Genomic DNA, 20,649 nt, shown 5'->3' on the forward strand with positions numbered 1-20,649 from the left:
TGAATTATGAATATTTATAAGTTATAACATAACATTTCTTCGAATGAAGAATGCCCGCCGTTTCTTCTTCATCGAGGAGAGGGAACGTCTCGCTCGCCGTATCCCTCGAAGCACAGGACCCCACTCTCAACCGGGCATGCCCCCCAGGAGGATAGATGACCGCAACCGATCAGATCATGGCGCTCCTCGAACGCTGGGACCGCCAGCAGGAGGGCTACATCCGCCAGCGCGAGGAGCGCTACGAGGCGATGTTCCAGTTGCTCGAAGACCTCTTCGGCCACGACGGGCGCTTCACCGCCATCGACGCCGCCTGCGGCCCGGGCTCCCTCGGCCGGCGCCTGCTCGAACGCTTCCCGGCGGCGCGGGTGGTGGCGCTGGACGCCGACGTCATGCTGCTGGAGATCGCGCGTACGGCGCTGGCCGGTTTCGCCGAGCGGGTCCGCGTGGTGGAGTGCGACCTCACCGATCCAGGCTGGACCGAACGGGTCGCCGAAGCGCGCGAGTCCCTCGCCGGCGAACGGCCCGCGGCGCTGCTCTCTTCCACCGCGTTGCACTGGCTGTCGCCCGCCGAACTCGCCGGGTTCTACGCCCAGGCCGGCGAACTGCTCGCCCCCGGCGGCGTGCTGCTGAACGCCGACCACATGCGCTACGACCGACGCTGGCCGGGACTCGCGGAATTGTCCCGGAAGCACCGCGAGCGGGTCCTCCAGGCTTCCGTGGCCAGCGGCGCGGACAGTTGGGAAGACTGGTGGCAACGCGCCGCGCAGATCCCCCGGCTGGCCCCGCTGAAGGCGCAGCGCGACGCCCATTTCGCGCGGCGCCCGCTCAGGCGCGCCAGCGAAGACGAAGACTGCTCGCTCGATTTCCATCTCGCCGCCCTGCGCCAGGCGGGTTTCGCCGAGGCCGCCACGGTCTGGCAGCAGTTGGACAACTACGTGGTCTTCGCCCGCCTCGCCCAGGCCTGATACGCCGTCACCCGGGCGCGGGGAATACCTCCAATGGAACCCGGGCAATCCGCCGGACGTTGACGCAGATCAACGCCGGCTCGGCGTCGCTCGCCAGAATCCACAACATCTTGTTGTTTTGCAAAATCAAAACACATCATGTTGTGGAGAAATTGAAATGACCCAGCCCCGGAAGGCTACCTGGCCGGCCACCCTGCTCAAGCGCAACGGACGTGAAGTCCCCTTCGATCCCGGCAAGATCGAACGCGCCATCGCCGCCGCCGGCCAGGCCACCGGCGAGTTCGACCCGCAGCAGGCGCAGGCGCTCGCCGAACGCGTGGTGGAACGCCTGCCGGAGCGCGCCTGCCTGGATATCGAACGGGTCCAGGACCTGGTCGAACGGGTGCTGATGGAAGCCGGCCACTACCCCACGGCGCGCGCCTACGTGGTCTACCGCGAACGCCATGGCCGGCTGCGCCGCGAGCGCAAGACCCTGGTAGACGTCGCCGCGTCGATGAACGAATACCTTTCCCGCGAGGATTGGCGGGTGCGAGCCAACGCCAACCAGGGCTATTCCCTCGGCGGGCTGATCCTCAACGTATCCGGCAAGGTCACCGCGAACTACTGGCTGGACGAGGTCTACGATGCCGACATCGCCGCCGCCCACCGCGACGCCGACCTGCATATCCACGACCTCGACATGCTCGCCGGCTATTGCGCCGGCTGGTCGCTGCGCACCTTGCTGAACGAAGGCCTGAACGGCGTGCCGGGGCGGGTCGAGGCCGGTCCGCCGAAGCACCTGGGCAGCGCCCTGGGGCAGATGGTCAACTTCCTCGGCACCCTGCAGAACGAATGGGCCGGGGCCCAGGCCTTCAGTTCCTTCGATACCTACCTGGCGCCCTACGTGCGCAAGGACCGCCTCGACTACGCCAGCGTGCGCCAGGCCCTCCAGGAGTTCATCTACAACCTCAACGTGCCGTCGCGCTGGGGCACCCAGACGCCCTTCACCAACCTGACCTTCGACTGGGTCTGCCCGGACGACCTGCGCGACCAGGTGCCGCGCATCGGCGGCGAGGAGATGCCCTTCGCCTACGGCGAGCTGCAGGCCGAGATGGACCTGATCAACCGCGCCTACATCGAGGTGATGCAGGCCGGCGACGCCCATGGCCGGGTGTTCACCTTCCCGATCCCGACCTACAACATCACCCACGACTTCCCCTGGGACAGCGACAACGCCACGCGCCTGTTCGAGATGACCGCGCGCTACGGCCTGCCCTACTTCCAGAACTTCCTCAACTCGGACATGCAGCCCAACCAGGTGCGCTCGATGTGCTGCCGCCTGCAACTGGACGTGCGCGAACTGCTCAAACGCGGCAACGGCCTGTTCGGCTCGGCGGAGCAGACCGGCTCGCTGGGCGTGGTGACGATCAACTGCGCGCGCCTGGGCTATCGCCACCGTGGCGACGCCGCCGGCCTCTACCGCCAGCTCGACCACCTGCTCGAACTCGCCTTCGCCAGCCTGGAGCTGAAGCGCAAGGTGATCCAGCAGCACATGGATGCCGGCCTCTATCCCTACACCCGACGCTACCTGGGTACCCTGCGCAACCATTTCTCCACCATCGGCGTGAACGGCCTGCACGAGATGGTGCGCAACTTCAGCGACGACCGCGAGGGACTGCACAGCGAAGCCGGGCGCGAGATGGCCCTGGCCCTGCTCGATCACGTGCGCGCGCGGCTGGTGGGTTTCCAGGAGGACAGCGGGCACCTCTACAACCTGGAAGCCACGCCCGCCGAGGGCACCACCTATCGCTTCGCCCGCGAGGACCGCAAGCGCTATCCGCGCATCCTCCAGGCCGGCACGCCGGAGGCGCCCTACTACACCAACTCCTCGCAACTGCCGGTGGGCTTCACCGACGACCCGTTCGAGGCGCTGGAGCTGCAGGACGCCCTGCAATGCAAGTACACCGGCGGCACCGTGCTGCATCTCTACATGGCCGAGCGGATTTCCTCCGCCGAAGCCTGCAAGACCCTGGTGCGCACCGCCCTCGGTCGCTTCCGCCTGCCGTACCTGACCGTCACCCCCACCTTCTCGATCTGCCCGCGGCACGGCTACCTGGCCGGCGAGCACGAGTTCTGCCCGAAGTGCGACGAGGAGCTGCTGCAACGCTCCACGCCCAAGAGCTGTTGCGGCGGCTGCGGCGGTTGAGTCGCCTGTCGTTCCTTTCATCCACCAGCAAGGAGTACCACCGATGAACCCCAACCAGTTGCCCGAAAGCCAACGCCAGCGCTGCGAAGTCTGGACCCGCGTGATGGGCTACCACCGTCCCGTGGCAGCGTTCAATGCCGGCAAGCAGTCCGAGCATCGCGAACGCCGCCATTTCCGCGAGACGCGATGAGCGCCACGCTCAGGGTCGGGGGCCTGGTGCCCCTGACCACCCTCGACTACCCCGGCCTGCTCGCCTGCGTGCTGTTCTGCCAGGGCTGCGCCTGGCGCTGCCGCTACTGCCACAACCCGGAACTGATCGCGCCGCGCGGCGCGGAGGAAATCCCCTGGCCACGCCTGCTCGACTTCCTCCGCCGACGCCAGGGCCTGTTGCAGGCGGTGGTCTTCAGCGGCGGCGAGGCGACCCTGCAGGCGGCCCTCGGCGACGCCATGCGCACGGTCCGCGAACTGGGCTTCCGCGTCGGCCTGCACAGCGCCGGCATCAACCCCCGCGCCTTCGCCCGGGTGCTGGCGCAGAGCGACTGGGTGGGCTTCGACGTCAAGGCGCCGGCCGAGGACGTCGCCGCCATTACCGGCGTGGACGGCAGCGGCGCGGCCAACTGGCGCAGCCTGGAATGCCTGCTGGACAGCGGCGTGGCCTACGAATGCCGGACCACGGTGCACTGGGGCTTGTTCGATAGCGAACGCCTCTGGCGCCTGGCGACGCGCCTGCGCGCGATGGGCGTGGAGCGCTTCGCCGTACAACTGGCGCGCCCGGCCCGCCAGCTCGATCCGCAGCTTCTCGCGAAGCCCGCGCCGCAGGGCGCTGCGCAGCTATGGCGAGAACTGGAAGAGCTGTTTCCCGCCTTCGAACTGCGCGACGCCTGAGCCCCCGGTTCAGCGGCGCCGCTCGGGCCTGCCAGCTCGCTCGGACAGGGCGGGCAGTCCCGACCAGGCCTGCTCTTCACAAGGCTCATACGATCGTACGAGAGCACCTTCTCGATTCCTAGTTGCGTCCAATTGTCGCGGACGGCGCCGCTCGCCACCCTTGCTCCAGATTCAGCGACCCCGGACCCGCGCCATGAAACTCACGCTCACCCCTCCCCTGACCCCCAGCCACTGGATGCGCTCGACCGACCTGGCCGACGCCGCCTGCGCGCCCCTCGTCGGCACCCACTCGGCGGACGTGGCGATAGTCGGCGGCGGTTTCGTCGGGCTCTGGACCGCCATCACCCTCAAGCAACTGGAGCCGGACGCACGGGTCCTGCTGCTGGAGCAGGACGTCTGCGGCGGCGGCGCTTCCGGCAGGAACGGTGGTTTCGTGATGTCCTGGTGGCCGAAGATCGGCACCTTGCTGGGCTTCTGCAACGAGGCACAGGCGCGCTTCCTTGGCGAAAGCGCGGAGCGGGCGATCCAGGAACTCGGGGAGTTCTGCGCGCGGCATGACATCGATGCGCACTTCCAGCAGAAGGGCTGGCTGTGGACCGCCACCACGGCGCACCACCTCGACGCCTGGAACGATACCCTCGCCGCCTGCGAACGGCTCGGCGTCAGTCCCTTCGAACGCCTCGACGCCAGCGAAGTGGCACGCCGGACCGGTTCGCCGGTGCATCTCGCCGGGGTCTTCGAGCGCAGCAATGCCACCGTGCAACCAGCCTTGCTGGTGCAAGGCATGCGCCGCGTGGCGCTGGCCCTCGGCGTGGAAATCCACGAGCGCTGTGGCGTCAGCCAGATCGTTCCCGGCCAGCCGGCACAGCTGCTGAGCGCCGGGGCCAGGGTCCAGGCCAAGGCGGTGGTTCTCGCGACCAACGCCTGGTCGGCCGCCCTGCCCAGGCTCTCCAGGCTGATCGTGCCGGTGAACAGTTCCATCGCGGTTACCGAGGCGATACCGCAACGGCTGGAGCGAATCGGCTGGACCGGCGGGGAAGCCATCACCGATTCCCAACTGATGGTGGACTACTACCGCACCACCCGCGACGGGCGCATCGCCTTCGGCAAGGGCACCGGCGCCATCAGCTACGGCTCGCGCATCGGCCGGGTATTCGACGTCGACCGGGAGAGCCTGGCCCTGACCGAGGCCGACTTCCGCCGCACCTATCCCTCGCTAGGCGACATCCCGCTGGTCGACGGCTGGTCCGGCCCCATCGACCGTACCTACGACAGCCTGCCGGTCTTCGGCCGCCTGCACGAGAACATCCACTACGGCATCGGCTGGAGCGGCAACGGCGTGGGACCGAGCCGCCTGGGCGGGCGGATCCTCGCCAGCCTCGCCCTCGGCCGCGACGACCCGTGGAGCCGTTGTCCGCTGGTAGAACGCCGCTGCCGGAGCTTCCCCCCCGAGCCGCTGCGCTACCTGGGCGGCTCCCTGGTGCGCAACGCCGTCCTGCGCAAGGAGCGCGCGGAACTCGCCGGTACCGCGCCCTCGGCCACCGACCGCTTTCTCGCGCGCTTCGCCCCCGCCGGCCTTGAAGACAAATCCTGAGGAGCCCATGGCATGAACCCTTCGCTCATCCGTCTCGACGACGAAAGTCCCTTCACCTCGCCCACGCCCGTCGGCCAGCCCCTGGGCGAACCGGTAGCCCTGACCCGTACCGCGGCCCACCGCCCGCTCGCCGACGGCAACGGCGTGACCGGCATCTGGGAATGCACCCCGGGGCGCTTCCGCCGACAGGTCGAGCAGGCCGAGTACAGCTACATCGTCAGCGGTGAAGGTCGCTTCACCCCGGACGAAGGCCAGGCCGTGGAGTTTCGCGCCGGCGACGCACTCTATTTCGCCGCTGCCACCCAGGGCACCTGGGACATCCGCCAGACCGTGCGCAAGACCTACCTGATCTTCGACTGACCCCGAAGAACCGAACTCCACCGCCCTGACAGAGGAAACAAGAAATGGGTATGCGAGAAGCGAACGACAACGCATCGGGCCTCAAGGCCCATCCCCTGGGCTCGCTCGAGACGATCGCGATCATCATCGGCACCAACATCGGCGCCGGCGTGCTGAGCATGGCCTACGCCGCCCGCAAGGTCGGCTACGTGCCGTTGCTGGTATGCCTGGCCCTGACCTGCCTCTTCTGCATCGTCACCATGCTCTACGTGACCGAAGCCTGCCTGAGGACCCGCGGCAACAACCAGCTCAGCGGCCTCTCCCGGCGTTACCTGGGCCCGCTCGGCGGCTGGCTGATCTTCATCGCGGTGGCGGCCAACAGCTACGGGGCCCTGGTCGCCTACATGACCGGCAGCGGCAACATCATGCTCGAGTTCTTCGGCCAGTACGGCCTCACGCGCGAGGTCGGCAGCCTGATCTTCTTCGTCCCCTCGGCGCTGGTGCTCTACCTGGGCCTGAAGGCGCTCGGCGTGGGCGAGAAGCTGATCAGCGCCGGCATGGTGGCCATCGTCTGCATCCTCATCGGCGCGACCCTGATGCACGACGACGCCCGTCTCGCCCACCTTTGGCAGAGCCAGTGGCAATACGTGGTTCCAGTGTTCAACCTGGCGGTCTTCGTGTTCGGCGCGCAGTTCCTGGTTCCGGAGCTGGTGCGCGGCAACCTGGCAACCCCCGGGCGCCTGCCGCGCCTGATCGTGGTCGGCATGCTGCTGACCTTCCTGCTGGTGGCGGCCATTCCTGCCTCGGTCATCGCCCTGGTCGGCCCCGACAACCTCAGCGAGGTGGCGACCTTGAGCTGGGGACGCTCCCTCGGCCAATGGGCCTACTACGTGGCGAACACCTTCGCCTTGCTGGCGATGCTGACCTCCTACTGGGGACTCGGCGGGTGCCTGTTCACCAATATCTTCGACCACTTCCGCCTGGGCAGCGAAACCAACCGGCGCAAACGCCTGGCGGTGCTCGCCGCGGTCTCGGTCCCGCCGTTCCTGCTGGCCTATGCGGGGCTCGGCGGCTTCGTGAACGCGCTGTACTTCGCCGGTACCTTCGGCGGCGTACTGATGGGCATCATCCCCATCCTCCTGCTCAACGCGGCGCGACGCCACGGCGACCAACTGCCGGCATTCAGCTGCGGCTGGTATGCCCATCCGCTGATACAGGGGCTGATCGTCCTGGTGTTCGCCTCCAGCGGGGTCTACGCGATCGCCTCGGCACTGGGGATGCTGCCCGCCAGTTGGTGACAGGGCGCGCTGCCTGCGCCCGGGGCGATTACACTGAAGGCCCATGCCTGGAGTTTCCTGGACATGCCGCAGAGCATCCGCCACCTGATCGCCCTCCCCGAACTCCGTTCACGCCTGCTGAGCGGAGCCGGCGGCCTCGACCGCCCGGTTCGCTGGGCGCATGTCTGCGAACTCGACGACCCCACCGAATGGCTCGGCGAGGGTGACCTGCTGATGACCACCGGGCTGGGCATACCGAGCGACGCCGAGCGGCAACGGCGTTACGTCCGAAGACTGGCCGAGGCCGGCCTGGCAGGCATGATGATCGGCGAGAACATGGAAGCCCCGAGCGACCTCGATGCCCTGCGCGAGACGGCCGAGGCCTTGGGCTTCCCGTTGATTCTCACCCACTACGGCGTCCCTTTCGCCGCCGTGACCCGGGCCATCGTCGATGCGGGGCAGAAAGACGAATACGAGCGCCGCAACGCCCTGGCCCGGATATACGAAAGCGCCCGGCTGAGCATGCAGGGACTGGGCCTGCCGGCGCTGCTGCAACGCCTCGGCAAGGACGTGCGGAGCAGCCTCTACCTCATCGTTCCCGACACCCTGGCGGCCTGGCAGCCAGACCTGCCAGGGCTGCCCGCGGAGTTGGCCGACGCGCTGCGCAACCGCCGTCGCGAGCAGGCGGAGCCGCAGCCGATGGTCCTTCGCCATCCGCTCGCGGAAGGCGAAGCGCTCAGCATCGGCATTCCTTCCGACCGGAACTGCCTGCTGATAGCCCTGGGCGAGCGGCTGCCGGACTACAGTCTCCTGCACCACCTGACGGCAGTGCTCGGCATAGAGATCGAACGGCTGCGCGTCGAAAGCGAACGCCACCTGCGCCTGGGTTCGGAATTGCTCGACGACCTGCTGCAACGACGGCTATACCGGGAACAAGCCGAGGAGCGGCTGGAGGAACTGCTGCCCGGGCTCGATCTCGACGATGCAGTCGTTTCCGTGGCAAGTTCCGAGGGGCTCGCGACCGACCCTATCGGTCTTTTCCGGGGCCACGACTCACGCCTGCTGGTTCGCGCGCAAGGCCAGGAAATCATTCTGCTGCACCAGGCCGGCCTCGCCTCGACACTGCAGGAAGCCCTGGACAGCTCGCTGGGAATGAGCGCTCCGCTCCGTCGTGCCGAACGTTGCGCCGAGGCCTTGCGCGAAGCGCGCCTGGCCCTGGCCCACAGCCATTCCCGGCGGCCGTTGTGTCGCTACGCGGAACTGGACGACGAGGCGCCCTGGCTACCCAGAAGCCTCGCCGAGGCCGAGCGGGCGTTCCGCCTGGTCCTCGGCGCCCTCCACGACTATGACGCGGCCAATGGCTCTGCACTGCTATACACGCTGCAGGTCTTTCTCGAGGAAAACAGGTCCTGGTTGAACGCCGCGCAGCGGCTACACATACACAAGCAGAGCCTGGTCTACCGGATACGCCGCATCGAGGAAATCAGCGGTCGCTCGCTGGACAGCACCGCCGATGTGGCGACCCTCTGGTTCGCCTTGCAGGCAACCCGGCTGTCGCCGGAAGCGAGGGGCAGGACGGCGAGGAGCAGCCTCCTGGAGCAGTCCGCGCACCATGGCGGCGACATGGACTGACGGCGGAACCCGACACTTGGCGCTTGCAGGGCGACGCCGCCGCCAACAGGCGCGGCCAGGAACGGTTGCCCGACAGCGGCGTGGCCTGTGGATGCCGGACCACGGTGCATCGCAGCGAGCGCCGTTGCGAATGCATTAATCCCCCTTGCTAGCTAGCCACCCCACCGCTGGAGCGGCGCGGCCCGCGCTTCTAGGCTCGAACGGTAAGACGGAAGCCCATCGGCGCGGCGCAAAGGAGGCCTGCGATGCGTAACGGAATCGACGCTGTATCCGCCCCGCTACCCACCCTGTTCGTATCTCCGCCGGCGGTCTTCACCGCCTCCCTCGAGCGACTTCCCCCACGCGCTCGGCAGGCCCCCGCCGCCCAGCGCCCGCCGGGGTCGCCCGGCATTCCCGGCAGCGCCCGGTTGCAGACTGGCGCCACCACGTCCCACTGACGTCCCAACGCCGACGGCCATACCGTCGCAAGCGCTTCATCCCCCCGCGATCCGCCCGTCGCGCTCGTCCCCATCGGGACCAACCGGGCCGCCCCCGGCCCGCTCCTTCGAACCTGCGTGGAGTCCATCCCATGAACGGAAGCAGATCCACCTTTCTCTACCTTCTCGCCGCCGCCGGCCTGGCGCTGACACCCGCGGCCCAGGCCGACCGGGGCAACGACGTGGTCGCCCGGCTCAACCAGTTGTACAACGACACCCGCCAGGATTGCGGCGGACCGTCGAAGCCGGCATTCCTCTGTTCCGGCGTGCTGTTCCGCGCCACCTGGCCTTCGACCGACTACATGTTCTACAGCATCAGTCCGAAGAGCCAGAAAAGCGGCGGCGTCTCCGCCTCCTACCTGCGCAAGGACGCCAAGTACCGCAAGCTCGCCTATGGCCTGAAGAGTGGCTTCATCTTCGACACCATCTTCGGTAATCCGAAGGACCACCAGGACTATGCGGTGCTCTGTTCCTTCCCCATCGACGCCGCCACCGACGACCGCGCCCAGCAGGGTTGCACCGATTCGCGGCGCACGCCGAACAGCGTCGAGAAGTCCTGCCAGGACATCAACGTCAGCACCGCCGAGCAGTGGGCGGCGAACTACCGGCAGAACCGCGGTGACCATTCGCGGCAGTGCTCCTTCGACGTCCGCGACGAGCGCAATACCGCCGCCGGCCCGGCCTTCTACCAGAGCATCCGGGCGATGGCGCAGATCGCCGACGAATCCTTCACCACCCAGAACGAACTGCGCCTGGCCAAGTGGGAGGAAAACCCGCCGAAGTCGCCGTCGATCCTCGCCGCGTTCTACACCGAGGACGCCGGCCTGGAGGGCGCTCGGCTCAACCAGATCCAGTGGTATCAGTCGGTCCAGGCATTCCTCCCGATCATCAACATGCGACTGCCGCAGACCCGCCAGCAGGACGCGCAGTTCGCCTACGACGGGCGTAAGCAGGCGATCTACCCGACCAGCGAGAAGAATGCCTGCGAGCGCTATGTGGAAAGCGCCACCTGGGTGGAGCGCGACGATCCGGGCTTCAGGAAGAAGATCATGACCCTGGAAGTGGTACCGACCGATTGCGGGCGCAAGATCCAGGACAACCAGACCAACAATTTCTTCAACGAGCTGGTGGTCGACCACTACCTGGACAGCGAATGGAAGGACAACCCGGACAACCGCGACAGCAATATCGGCAGCATGCGCCGACAACTGGTCTGCCACTTCAACGTCGCCCGCAACAAGCCCGAGTGGAACCTGGAACCCTCGCGGCCGTACACCTCCAACGAGGACTCCATCGCCAAGGGCTGCAATAACACCTGAGGCCGCTCCGCGGGGGCGCTACGGCGTCCCCTGCGAACAGCGATATGGCCTTTTGATATCACACGCTCTACCATGCCGTCTTTCCAAGCCGCCAGGGAACGAACGCATGGCTTTCGATGCCGCCCGCTATGTCCACCGCTACTACGCCAGCCTGGCGCCCGCCCCGGGCAACGAATACCCGCGCCTGAGGGCCTGGGAGTACCTCTGGGAGTATGTCTGGGACCCCAGTCGCAGCTGGGACGACCTGACCGCCCCCGAACAGCTCGACACCACCGCCCTGCACCTGGGTTTCTACCTGGCCAACTGGGGCATGTTCCGTGGCTCCTCGGGACTGCTGCAGAACAGCAACCTGGACCTGATGAAAGCGCTGGCCCGGCAGCTCTTCAGCGGTGCCGGAGCGGAACTCTTCGAGCTGTCCCTGGTGGATTTCGCCGGCAACGGCGCGCGCCTGGCGCACAACCGCAAGCTGCTGGAAACGGTACTCGGGTCGATGGACGCCCTCAGCAGTCGGGTGAGCTGGACCGACACCCTGAAGAGCAAGATCCTCCTCGGCGTCTGGGGCGAGTTTCCCGCCCTCGACCGCCACTACGTGGCCGCCTGTCGCGCGCTGTATCCACGCCGGGGCCTGACGAGGGTCAACGGCGGGACCCTCACCGCGCTGCACCGCCTGATCGGCGAAGAAAGGCTGTCGTTCCCGCGCCTGGAGACCGCCCGCAAGGGGCTCCTCTATCCCACCGGACGCCTGGCCGACATGGCTTTCTTCCAGTACGGCCTGGAAAACGCCTGAGGCGCTGCGCCGCCGATCCGGGGGACTTGTAGGCATGCCCTCGCTGTAAGTAGTATGAGACTCATTCTCAATTACAACAGCGATCCCCTCCATGCCGCCGGCCGACGCCTCCCTGCACGACGCTGTGAGCCATCTCTATCAGGACCACCATGGCTGGCTGCAAGGCTGGTTGCGGCGACGCCTGGGCTGCGCGGAAAACGCCGCCGACCTGGCCCAGGACACCTTCGCCCGCCTGCTCGCCTCGCGCCGGGTACTGGATGCGCGCGAACCGCGCGCCTACCTGACCACCGTCGCCAAGGGGCTGATGATCAACTGGTTCCAGCGCCAGTCGCTGGAGCGCGCCTACCTCGATGCCCTGGCCAACCTCCCGGAAGACCTCGCGCCGCCGCCGGAACAGCGGTTGATGGTGCTGGAAACCCTGCATGAAGTAGACGCCCTGCTCGGCAGCCTGCCGGACAGGGTCCGCCAGGCGTTTCTCCTGGCGCAGATCGAAGGCCTGAAGTACGAAGCCATCGCCGAGCGCCTGGGCGTGTCCCTGGGTTCGGTCAAGCGCTACATGCAACAGGCCTTCCGCCAGTGCCTGGAGCTGATGGAATGAACGCCGCGGACGAAAGCCGGATTCCCTCGCCGATCCTCGACGAGGCCGCCGAGTGGCTGGTGCGCCTGCAGGACAGCGGCTGCACCGACGACACGCGCCAGGCGTGCGCCCAGTGGCGGCAGCGCAGCCCACAGCACGCCCATGCCTGGGAGCGCGCCGAGCGCCTGCTGCAATGCCTCGGCCGACTGCCGCCGGCGCTGGCCCTGCCGACCCTCGGCCGCGAGCGCGGGCTGGACCGGCGGCGCGCGATCAAGCACCTCGCCCTGGTCCTCGGCGGCGCCTCGCTGGGGCTCGCCACCTGGCAGGCCGAGCCGTTGCGCGACTGGCTGGCCGACCAGCGCACCGGCGTCGGCGAACAGCGCCGCCTGACCCTGCCCGACGGCAGCCTGCTGACCCTGAACACCGACAGCGCCGTGGACCTCGCCTTCGACGCCAGCCAGCGGCTGGTACGCCTGCTGCGCGGCGAGATCTTCGTCGATAGCCGCGCCGACCCGCGTCCGTTCCGCGTCGCCACCGCCGAAGCGCGGCTGCATGCCGGTGCCGCCCGCTTCAACGTACGCCAGGAGATGGCCGCGACCCGGGTCGCGGTACTCGCCGGGCGGGTCGAACTGAGCCCGCTCCACGGACGCGGGCGCTGGCTGGAAAGCGGCGAGTCGGTGCGCCTGGGCGCCGACGGCGAAGCGCGCCGGCTGGCCTTCGACGGCCTGCCGGACGCCTGGACCCGCGGCATGCTGATGGCCGACCGGATGCCGCTGGCCGAGGTGCTCGCCGAACTCGCCCGCTACCGTCGCGGCGTACTGCGCTGCGACCCGCAACTGGCCAGGCTGGCGGTGTCGGGCGCCTATCCGCTGCTGGACCTGCGGCGCACGCTGGGCATGCTGCAGGCCACCTATCCGCTGAAGGTGCGCGGGGTGACCGACTACTGGATCAGCCTGGTGCCGGCGTGACGGCGCGGCCGCCATCCCCGTGGCAACCGCCCCCTCGCGTCCACCCCGGCAGGCCGTCCGCCGTTGCGCCGGAACAGGCGTTGCCATCGACATACCGTGCTCCGCAGAAAAATAACCGCCTCGACCTGAGACCTTTTTCCTTCTCGGCTGGCAAGTAGAGGAATCCGCCCCGACCCAAGGTCCGCAGAGACCACGAGGAACCCTGTACATGCCCGTACGCACGCTTCGCCCCCGTTCGCTGTCCCTGGCCATCCACGCCGCCGCCATGACCCTCGCCCTCGCCGGAGCGGCCCCCGCCCTGCTTGCCGCCGAGGCGCCCGCCGCCAGCTCGGCGCGCAGCTATGACATCGCCCCCGGCCCGCTCGGTCGCACCCTGTCGGCCTTCGCCAGCGACAACGGGGTGTCCCTGGCGTTCGACCCGGCGCTCACCGAGGGTCGCCGCAGCGCCGCCCTGCGCGGCCGCTACGCGCCGCTCGAGGCGCTGCACCGCCTGCTGCTGGGCAGCGGCCTGGAGTTGCAGCAGCGCAGCGACGGCAGCTACACCCTGGTGCCGGCAGCCACCGATGGCGCGCTGGAACTGCAATCCTCGCTGATCACCGCCCAGGCCGCCGGTGCCGAGACCCTGCCTGCCGAGTACGCCGGCGGCCAGGTAGCCCGTGGCGCGCGCCTGGGCATGCTGGGCAACGCCGACGTGATGGACGCGCCATTCAGCATCACCAGCTACACCGCCAGGACCATCGAGCAGCAGCAGGCGCGCAGCGTCGCCGACCTGCTACAGGCCAACGATCCGTCGGTGCGGGTGGTCGGCGGGCGCGGCGACCTGGTGGACAGCTACACGATTCGCGGCTTCAGCGTGCAGAACGCCGACGTCGCCTTCAACGGCCTCTATGGCCTGCTGCCGTTCTGGCGGGTACCGATCGAATTCGCCGAGCGCGTGGAAGTGCTCAAGGGACCGAACGCCCTGCTCGGCGGGATTTCCCCCGGCGGCAGCGTCGGCGGCACCATCAACCTGGTGCCCAAGCGCGCCGACGACCAGCCGCTGACCCGCGTCAGCGTCGACTGGACCCAGCGCGGCCAGCTCGGCACTCACCTCGACATCGGCCGGCGCTTTGGCGAGAACAACGCCTTCGGCGTGCGCTTCAACGGCGTCTACCGCAACGGCGATACCGCCGTCGACCATCAGAGCCGCGAGTTTCCCATGCTCTCCCTGGGCCTGGACTTCCGTGGCGAGCGCCTGCGCCTGTCCAGCGACCTGCTGTACCAGAAGGAAAGCCTGGAAGGCGTGGTGCGCCCGCTGCTGACCGGCCCGGGAACCACCCACATCCCCCACGCCCCGGACTCGAAGACACGCTTCGGCCTGCGCGATTCCTACCTGGACCAGGAGGACTACTCCATGGTCAACCGCGGCGAGTACGACCTCGCCGACAACCTGACGGCGTTCGCCAGCATCGGCGGCCGCCAGAGCAACTACGAAACCATCGCCGCCAACAGCATCCTCATCGGCAACCAGGGCGATATCGTCAACAGCCTGGCACGCCAGCGCGGCGACCGCCGCACCTATTCCGCCGAGGTCGGCCTGCGCGGCAACTTCGACACCGGCCCGCTCCGCCACGACTGGACGCTCAGCGCCAACCGCCTGCACGAACGGCTGGGCATGGTCTATGCCTTCACCGGGATGCAGCCGGGCAACCTCTACCAGACCTCGCCGCATACGCCGCTGCCGGACTTCTCCAGCCTCGACGGGAGCATTCCGAAGACCAATGAAACCGACCTTGGCGGCGTGGCGCTGGCCGACAGGCTGTCGTTCCTCGATGATCGCGTGCAGGTCACCCTGGGCGTGCGCCGCCAGCAGATCGAGTCGCGCAACTACGACCAGACCAGCGGCGCGCGCACCAGCCACGACAAGCGGCACGTGTGGACGCCGATGGCCAGCGTGCTGGTCAAGCCGCTGCAGGACCTGTCGCTGTACGCCAACTACATCCAGGGCCTCAGCCAGGGCGAGGCGGCGCCGATGACCGCGGCCAACGCCGGCCAGGTGCTGGCGCCATACAAGGCCGAGCAATACGAGATCGGCGCCAAGTACGACCTGGGCGGCTTCACCACCACCCTGGCGCTGTTCGAGATCAGGAAACCGAACGCCTATACCGACGCCAGCAACGTCTTCCGCGCCGACGGCGAGCAACGCAACCGCGGCGTGGAGCTGAGCCTCTATGGCGAACCCCTGGACGGCGTGCGGGTGATGGCCGGCGCCACCTACATCAAGCCCGAGCAGAACAAGACCGGCGACCCTGCCAGCGAAGGCAAGGACGCGCCCGGCGTGGCCCGTCGCCAGGCCAACCTGGGGGTCAGCTGGGACACCCCGTTCGTCGACGGACTGACCCTCGACAGCCGCTGGATCTACACCGGCTCGGCCTATGTGGACAGCGCCAACGCCCTCGCCGTGCCGCACTGGAACCGCGTCGACCTCGGCGCCGCCTACGCCTTCCAGGTCGCCGACAAGCCGCTGGTGGCGCGCGCCAACCTGGAGAACGCGCTGGGCAAGGACTACTGGACCGCAGCCAACGGCTACCTGTCGATCAGCTCGCCGCGCACCCTTTCCCTTTCCCTCACGGCGGACTTCTGAGTCCGCCCCACCATAACCAGAAACCGCCGATGACCAGCCTATGACCGCGAAAACCCTGCGCACCTGGTACCTGGTGCACAAATGGACCAGCCTGATCTCCACGATCTTCCTGCTGATGCTTTGCCTCACCGGGTTGCCGCTGATCTTCCACGAGGAGATCGAGCACTACTTCGAGCCGCATCCGCAGCTCGAGCCGCTCACTGCCGAGTCGCCGCGCATCGACTACGACGACGTGATCGCCCGCGCCCTGGCCGCCCGGCCGGGCGAAGTGGTGCGCTTCCTGGTATTCGAAAAGGACGACCCGCTGGGCCTGGTGATCAGCGCGCCGAGCCTGGTACCGCCGCCGGAGAACGGCCACATGCAGCCGTTCGACGCGCGTACCGGGGAATTCTTCGACGCGCTGCCGCCGCCGGGCGGCTTCATGTACCTGATGCTGAAGCTGCACACCGACCTGTTCCTCGGCCTGCCCGGCTACCTGTTCCTCGGCCTGATGGGCCTGCTGCTGGTGGCCTCGCTGGTGTCCGGGGTGGTGGTATACACGCCGTTCATGCGCAAGCTGGACTTCGCCACGGTACGCGCCGAACGCAGCCGTCGCCTGAAGTGGCTGGACCTGCACAACCTGCTGGGCATCGTCACCCTGTCCTGGGTACTGGTGGTCGGCGTGACCGGGGTGATCAACACCCTGGCCCTGCCGATCCTGATGCTCTGGCAAGGCGGGCAGTTGGCGGAAATGACCGCGCCCTACAAGGACGCGCCGCCGCTACAGCGCCTCGGCTCGCTCGACGCGGCCCTGGCCACGGCACGCCGGGCGGCGCCGGACATGGAGGTCAGCTTCGTCGGCTTCCCCGGCACCCAGTTCAGCAGCCAGCATCACTATGCGGTGTTCATGCGCGGCAACACGCCGCTCACCGAGCGCCTGCTGAAGCCGGCACTGATCGACGCGCAGAGCGGCGAACTCACCGACATGCGCGAGATGCCGCTGTACGTGAAGACGCTCCTGCTGTCGCAGCCGCTGCACTTCGGCGACTACGGCGGCATGCCGCTGAAGATCGTCTGGGCGCTGCTCGACCTCGTCAGCATCGTCATCCTCGCCAGCGGTCTCTACCTCTGGCTCGGCCGACGCAAGACGCCATTGGAGAAGCGCCTGGCGGAACTGCCGGACGGCAGCCTGGCGACGGAGGGCAAGGCATGAGGCGCGGTCTCTGGATGATCTTCCGCTGGCCCCTGCTACTGGCCCTGCTCGGCCTCTTCGGGCTGCTCTCGGCGCTGCTCGGCGACGGCCTCTACGACCTGCTCTCCTGGCTCGCCCTGGGCACTCCGCTGGTGCTGGTCGGCTGGGTCTGGCTGCGCCTGCCGCGAACCCGAAGGAACCCCTGAGATGACTACCCCGCCGCCCTCCGCCAACACCCTGGACCTGCGTCCGCTGATGTTCGAGACCTTCGTCTGCACCCTGGCGGTGATGTCCTTCGTCGCCCTGGTCGGCCCGCTCGCCCGCAAGCTCGGCCTGGCGCCCTGGCAGGCCGGCGCCGCGGTGACCGTCGGCGGCATCGCCTGGATGCTCGCGGCGCGGCCCTGGGGCATCGCCAGCGACCGGCATGGGCGACGGCGGATACTGCTCGGCGGGCTGGCCGGCTTCGCCCTCTCCTACGGCTCGCTCTGCCTGTTCATCGTGCTCGCCTTGCACTGGACGTTGCCGACCCTGCTCGCCTTCGCCGGTATCGTTCTCCTGCGCGGCCTCGCCGGCGGTTTCTACGCCGCGGTGCCAGCCTGCACGGCGGCACTGGTGGCCGATCACGTCGAGGCGCAACGACGCGCCGCGGCGCTGGCCGGACTCGGCGCGGCCAGCGCGATAGGCATGGTGATCGGGCCGGGGCTGGCCGGACTGCTGGCGACTCACGGGTTGGTCCTGCCGTTGCTGGTCACCGGCGCGCTGCCCCTGGTCGCCCTGCTGGCGCTCTGGCGCTGGCTGCCGCGCGAGGAGCGTCGCCAGCCGAACCGCGGCGCCGCCCTGGCGATCGGCGACCGCCGCCTGCGGCGGCCGCTGGCGGTGGGCTTCGTGGCGATGTTCAGCGTCACCGTGGCGCAGATCACCGTGGGCTTCTTCGCCCTCGACCGGCTGCGCCTGGATTCCGCCGACGCCGCGCGGGTGGCCGGCATCGCCCTGACCGCCGTGGGCGTCGCGCTGATCCTGGCCCAGCTCCTGGTGCGCCGCCTGGACTGGCCACCGCCGCGACTGATCCGGGTCGGCGGGCTGGTCGCCGCCATCGGTTTCGCCGCCGTGTGCTTCGCCGACTCGCCGCCGCTGCTCTGGCTGGCCTTCTTCGTCGCCGCGGCGGGCATGGGTTGGGTGTTCCCGGCAGTCTCGGCGCTCAACGCCAATGCCGTGCGCGCCGAGGAACAGGGTGCCGCCGCCGGCACCCTGGTGGCCGTACATGGCTTCGGCCTGATCAGCGGGCCGCTGCTCGGCGCGCTGCTCCACCAATTGGACAGCCGCGCCCCCTACGCGCTGGTCGGTCTGCTGCTGGCGCTGGCGGCGTTCTGGCCGAGCCAACCGACGCGCCCCGTGGAAACGAGGAGCGAAGCACCATGACCGCTGTCGACCTGCTGCTGGTCGCGACCCTGCTGGCGGCCCTGCTCGCCTGGTGGATACCCGCCCTGCCCGGCCGCCGTGGCCTGCTGGCGCTCGCCTCGACGCTGGCGCTCGGCGCCGGCCTGTACGCTGTATGGGACGACCGCTGGCAAGCCGGCGTCGGCGCCTTCGCCGGTTTCTCCCTGCTGCTCGGCGCCTGTCTGCGCCGGAAGCCCGTGCGCGGCCTGCCGTTCCGGACCGGTTCGCTGTACGGCCTGCTGGTGCTGCTGGCAATCGCCGCGCTGTACCTGTTCCCGGTCGCGCCGCTACCGGCGCCGAGCGGCCCCTATGCGGTCGGCGTGCGCGATTTCGAACTGGACGACCCCAGCCGGCCCGGCCTGCTCGGCGCCCCGGCCGGGCAGCCGCGGCGCCTGCTGGTACGTGCCTGGTACCCGGCGCGCCCGATCGCCGGCGCCGCACCACGCCACTACTTCGACCCGGACGAGGCACGCAGCACCGCGCGGGGCTTCGGTGAAATACTCGGCTTTCCGCCGTTGCTCGCCTACCTCAAGCACCTGCGCACCAATTCCTATCCGGACGCCCCGCTACGCGACGACTCCGCTCGCCTGCCGGTGGTGTTCTACAGCCACGGCTACAGCGCCTTCGCCGGCGGCAACTGGACCCTGATGGAAGAACTGGCCAGCCACGGCTACGCGGTCTACGCCATCCAGCACAGCGGCGACGCGTCGCCGACCCGCCTGCCCGACGGCACGCTGCTGCCCATGGACCCCGGGCTGGTCGAACACCTGCGTCGGGCCGCCCACGACGGCTTGCCGCAGGCCATGCGCCAGGGCTATGTCAGCGACGATCTCGACCAGCGCCTCGACGGCCAGTTGCACACCGCCCTCGACCTGCCCGCCCCGGCCAACCGCGCCGTCAACCTCAGCGCGCCGGTATGGCTGGCCGACCGCCTGTTCGTCCATGACCGCCTGCAGGCCGGCGAGGTCCCGGACAGGGTCGCCGACCTGGTGGCCGCCAGTGACTTCGCGCACACCGGCGAGATGGGCATGTCCTTCGGCGGCTCGACCACCGGCGCGGTCTGCATGGTCGACCGACGCTGCGCGGCAGCGGTCAACCTCGACGGCGGCGACTTCGACTTCGCGCCCTTCGATAGCGATTTCCCGGCGCCGCTGCTGATGCTGCACGCCGACCTTGGCAACTTCTACCGGCTGTTCGGCATCGAACCGCCGGCCCGCCCGAGAAGCTTCAACGACTTTTCCTACGAACGCTTCGAGCACGCCGGCCAGCGCCAGGACATTCATCGCCTGGTACTGCGCGATTCGGCCCATGCCGGGCTTACCGACAATCCGCTGTTCATCCGCCGGCCGCTGCGCGACGGGCTGCTCGGCTCGGCACCGACGGAAATCCTCATCCAGGCTCCCAATACCCTGGTGCTGGGTTTCTTCGATCACTACCTGCGCGGCCGCGCCAACGACTTTCCGCAAGCGCAGATGGCGCGCTTCCCCGCCTGGCTGACGCGCTACGACAACTCGGCGGTGCGCGACTGGTGGCTGGCCAAGCCGGAAGCCCAGCGCCTGGCGCTGCGACAACGCATCGACGAAATGAAACGGCGCAAGACCGGGCTGGATCTTCCCTGACGACGGGTTACAGTGGGCGCCCCATCTGCGGAGCGCCGCCCCATGCATATCCCGCCCGAGCTGATCATCCACCAGACCCGCCACTGGACGCTGAACCAGCGGATCGACTCGGCCCTGCCCGGCTACTGCATGCTCGGCTCGCGGCAACCGGCGACGGCCTTCCACCAACTGCCGGAACAAGCCCTCGCCGAATTCGGGCCGCTGCTGGCCAGGGTCGAGCGCGAAATGGACGCGCTGCTGCGGCCGCGACGCATCTATGTCGGCCGCTACGGCCACATGCCCGGCCTGCCGGTGCATTTCCATCTGATTCCACTGTACGACTGGGTCGAGGAACTGTTCTGGGAGGACACGCGCTACCGGACGCTCCAGCAGTTCGGCGTGCCGACCGCCGAACCCCTTACCGATGGCGCCGAGCTGACCCTGTTCGTCTGGCGCGAATTCTGCGAACGCGCCGATCCACCGGCCGTGCGCGGCATGGATCGGCAACAGGCGATCGCCGGATTGCGCCGGGCATTCGGCTACGGCGTCCAACCCCGAACATCGCCTGGGCCGGACTCCGAGCCCGCGCAGGGCGCATGACCGCATGCGGTTGGATGGGTTCCGAGGCCGCGTAGGGCGAATAACCGCTTGCGGTTATCCGCCATGAAACGCCAGCGCAGCGGCGGATAACGCCGGTGGCGTTATTCGTATATGGACTCCTCCCGGTTTGCCAGTGTTTGTCTTGATTTCAAACCTGTGTACGACTGCATCCGTATATCCGGCTTCATGGAGTGGTGTTGCAACTCCCGAGCCCTG

At 68.5% G+C, this 20,649-nt stretch carries 18 protein-coding genes; all 18 read left to right on the forward strand.

All coding sequences use genetic code 11. The annotated features are described in order from the left end of the window. Positions 1–155 precede the first annotated feature (155 nt). The 18 genes from AC4OR5_RS28785 to AC4OR5_RS28870 all read left to right on the forward strand — a co-directional run bounded on the left by AC4OR5_RS28785 (position 156) and on the right by AC4OR5_RS28870 (position 20,433). On the forward strand, positions 156–965 hold the full coding sequence (locus AC4OR5_RS28785; protein ID WP_015503071.1) for a class I SAM-dependent methyltransferase: 810 nt from the start codon (positions 156–158) through the stop codon (positions 963–965). Positions 966–1,122: 157 nt separating this feature from the next. Beyond that, positions 1,123–3,150, forward strand: coding sequence for a ribonucleoside triphosphate reductase (locus tag AC4OR5_RS28790; protein ID WP_003111559.1), 2,028 nt, complete (start codon positions 1,123–1,125; stop codon positions 3,148–3,150). Between the two features lie 43 nt (positions 3,151–3,193). Beyond that, complete coding sequence (nrdD, locus tag AC4OR5_RS28795) at positions 3,194–3,340, forward strand: anaerobic ribonucleoside-triphosphate reductase (RefSeq protein ID WP_003111560.1); 147 nt, start codon at positions 3,194–3,196, stop codon at positions 3,338–3,340. Next, positions 3,337–4,035, forward strand: a complete 699-nt coding sequence (locus AC4OR5_RS28800) for an anaerobic ribonucleoside-triphosphate reductase activating protein (protein WP_003088207.1) — start codon at positions 3,337–3,339, stop codon at positions 4,033–4,035. The genes nrdD and AC4OR5_RS28800 overlap by 4 nt, the downstream gene beginning before the upstream one ends. Positions 4,036–4,228: 193 nt before the next feature. Continuing rightward, entirely contained in the window at positions 4,229–5,629 is a 1,401-nt protein-coding gene (locus AC4OR5_RS28805) for an NAD(P)/FAD-dependent oxidoreductase (protein ID WP_034026001.1), read from the forward strand. Positions 5,630–5,641: 12 nt separating this feature from the next. Then, positions 5,642–5,989 (forward strand): cupin domain-containing protein, encoded by a 348-nt coding sequence (locus tag AC4OR5_RS28810; protein WP_003088200.1) that lies wholly within the window; start codon positions 5,642–5,644, stop codon positions 5,987–5,989. 44 nt (positions 5,990–6,033) lie between these two features. Beyond that, positions 6,034–7,266 (forward strand): aromatic amino acid transport family protein, encoded by a 1,233-nt coding sequence (locus AC4OR5_RS28815; protein WP_023108105.1) that lies wholly within the window; start codon positions 6,034–6,036, stop codon positions 7,264–7,266. A 63-nt stretch (positions 7,267–7,329) separates the two neighbouring features. Then, positions 7,330–8,877 carry a PucR family transcriptional regulator gene (locus tag AC4OR5_RS28820; RefSeq protein ID WP_058160130.1) on the forward strand — a complete coding sequence of 516 codons (1,548 nt, stop codon included), beginning with the start codon at positions 7,330–7,332 and terminating at the stop codon, positions 8,875–8,877. Positions 8,878–9,445: 568 nt separating this feature from the next. Beyond that, the gene (locus tag AC4OR5_RS28825) at positions 9,446–10,672 is read left to right on the forward strand and encodes a DUF2599 domain-containing protein (protein WP_003112111.1); all 1,227 of its coding nucleotides are present in this window, start codon (positions 9,446–9,448) and stop codon (positions 10,670–10,672) included. Between the two features lie 106 nt (positions 10,673–10,778). Next, positions 10,779–11,459: a hypothetical protein gene (locus AC4OR5_RS28830; RefSeq protein ID WP_058160131.1), complete on the forward strand. Its 681-nt coding sequence runs from the start codon at positions 10,779–10,781 to the stop codon at positions 11,457–11,459. Positions 11,460–11,550: 91 nt separating this feature from the next. Then, a complete protein-coding gene (locus AC4OR5_RS28835; RefSeq protein WP_003088185.1) occupies positions 11,551–12,057 on the forward strand; it encodes a sigma-70 family RNA polymerase sigma factor in 507 nt (168 codons plus the stop codon). Further along, positions 12,054–13,004 (forward strand): FecR domain-containing protein, encoded by a 951-nt coding sequence (locus AC4OR5_RS28840; protein ID WP_033939578.1) that lies wholly within the window; start codon positions 12,054–12,056, stop codon positions 13,002–13,004. Before AC4OR5_RS28835 ends, AC4OR5_RS28840 begins: the two co-directional genes overlap by 4 nt. A gap of 208 nt (positions 13,005–13,212) precedes the next feature. Further along, the gene (locus AC4OR5_RS28845; RefSeq protein ID WP_116271264.1) at positions 13,213–15,627 is read left to right on the forward strand and encodes a TonB-dependent receptor; all 2,415 of its coding nucleotides are present in this window, start codon (positions 13,213–13,215) and stop codon (positions 15,625–15,627) included. Between the two features lie 40 nt (positions 15,628–15,667). Further along, entirely contained in the window at positions 15,668–16,819 is a 1,152-nt protein-coding gene (locus AC4OR5_RS28850; protein ID WP_003088170.1) for a PepSY-associated TM helix domain-containing protein, read from the forward strand. After that, positions 16,816–17,004 (forward strand): hypothetical protein, encoded by a 189-nt coding sequence (locus tag AC4OR5_RS28855; RefSeq protein ID WP_003088166.1) that lies wholly within the window; start codon positions 16,816–16,818, stop codon positions 17,002–17,004. Before AC4OR5_RS28850 ends, AC4OR5_RS28855 begins: the two co-directional genes overlap by 4 nt. 1 nt (position 17,005) lies before the next feature. Continuing rightward, positions 17,006–18,217, forward strand: a complete 1,212-nt coding sequence (locus tag AC4OR5_RS28860) for an MFS transporter (RefSeq protein ID WP_003158858.1) — start codon at positions 17,006–17,008, stop codon at positions 18,215–18,217. Beyond that, a complete protein-coding gene (locus AC4OR5_RS28865) occupies positions 18,214–19,854 on the forward strand; it encodes an alpha/beta hydrolase (protein ID WP_031636243.1) in 1,641 nt (546 codons plus the stop codon). The genes AC4OR5_RS28860 and AC4OR5_RS28865 overlap by 4 nt, the downstream gene beginning before the upstream one ends. A gap of 42 nt (positions 19,855–19,896) precedes the next feature. Next, entirely contained in the window at positions 19,897–20,433 is a 537-nt protein-coding gene (locus AC4OR5_RS28870) for an HIT family protein (RefSeq protein WP_003088158.1), read from the forward strand. Positions 20,434–20,649: the final 216 nt, after the last annotated feature.

The organism is Pseudomonas sp. YA1, from assembly GCF_058680555.1.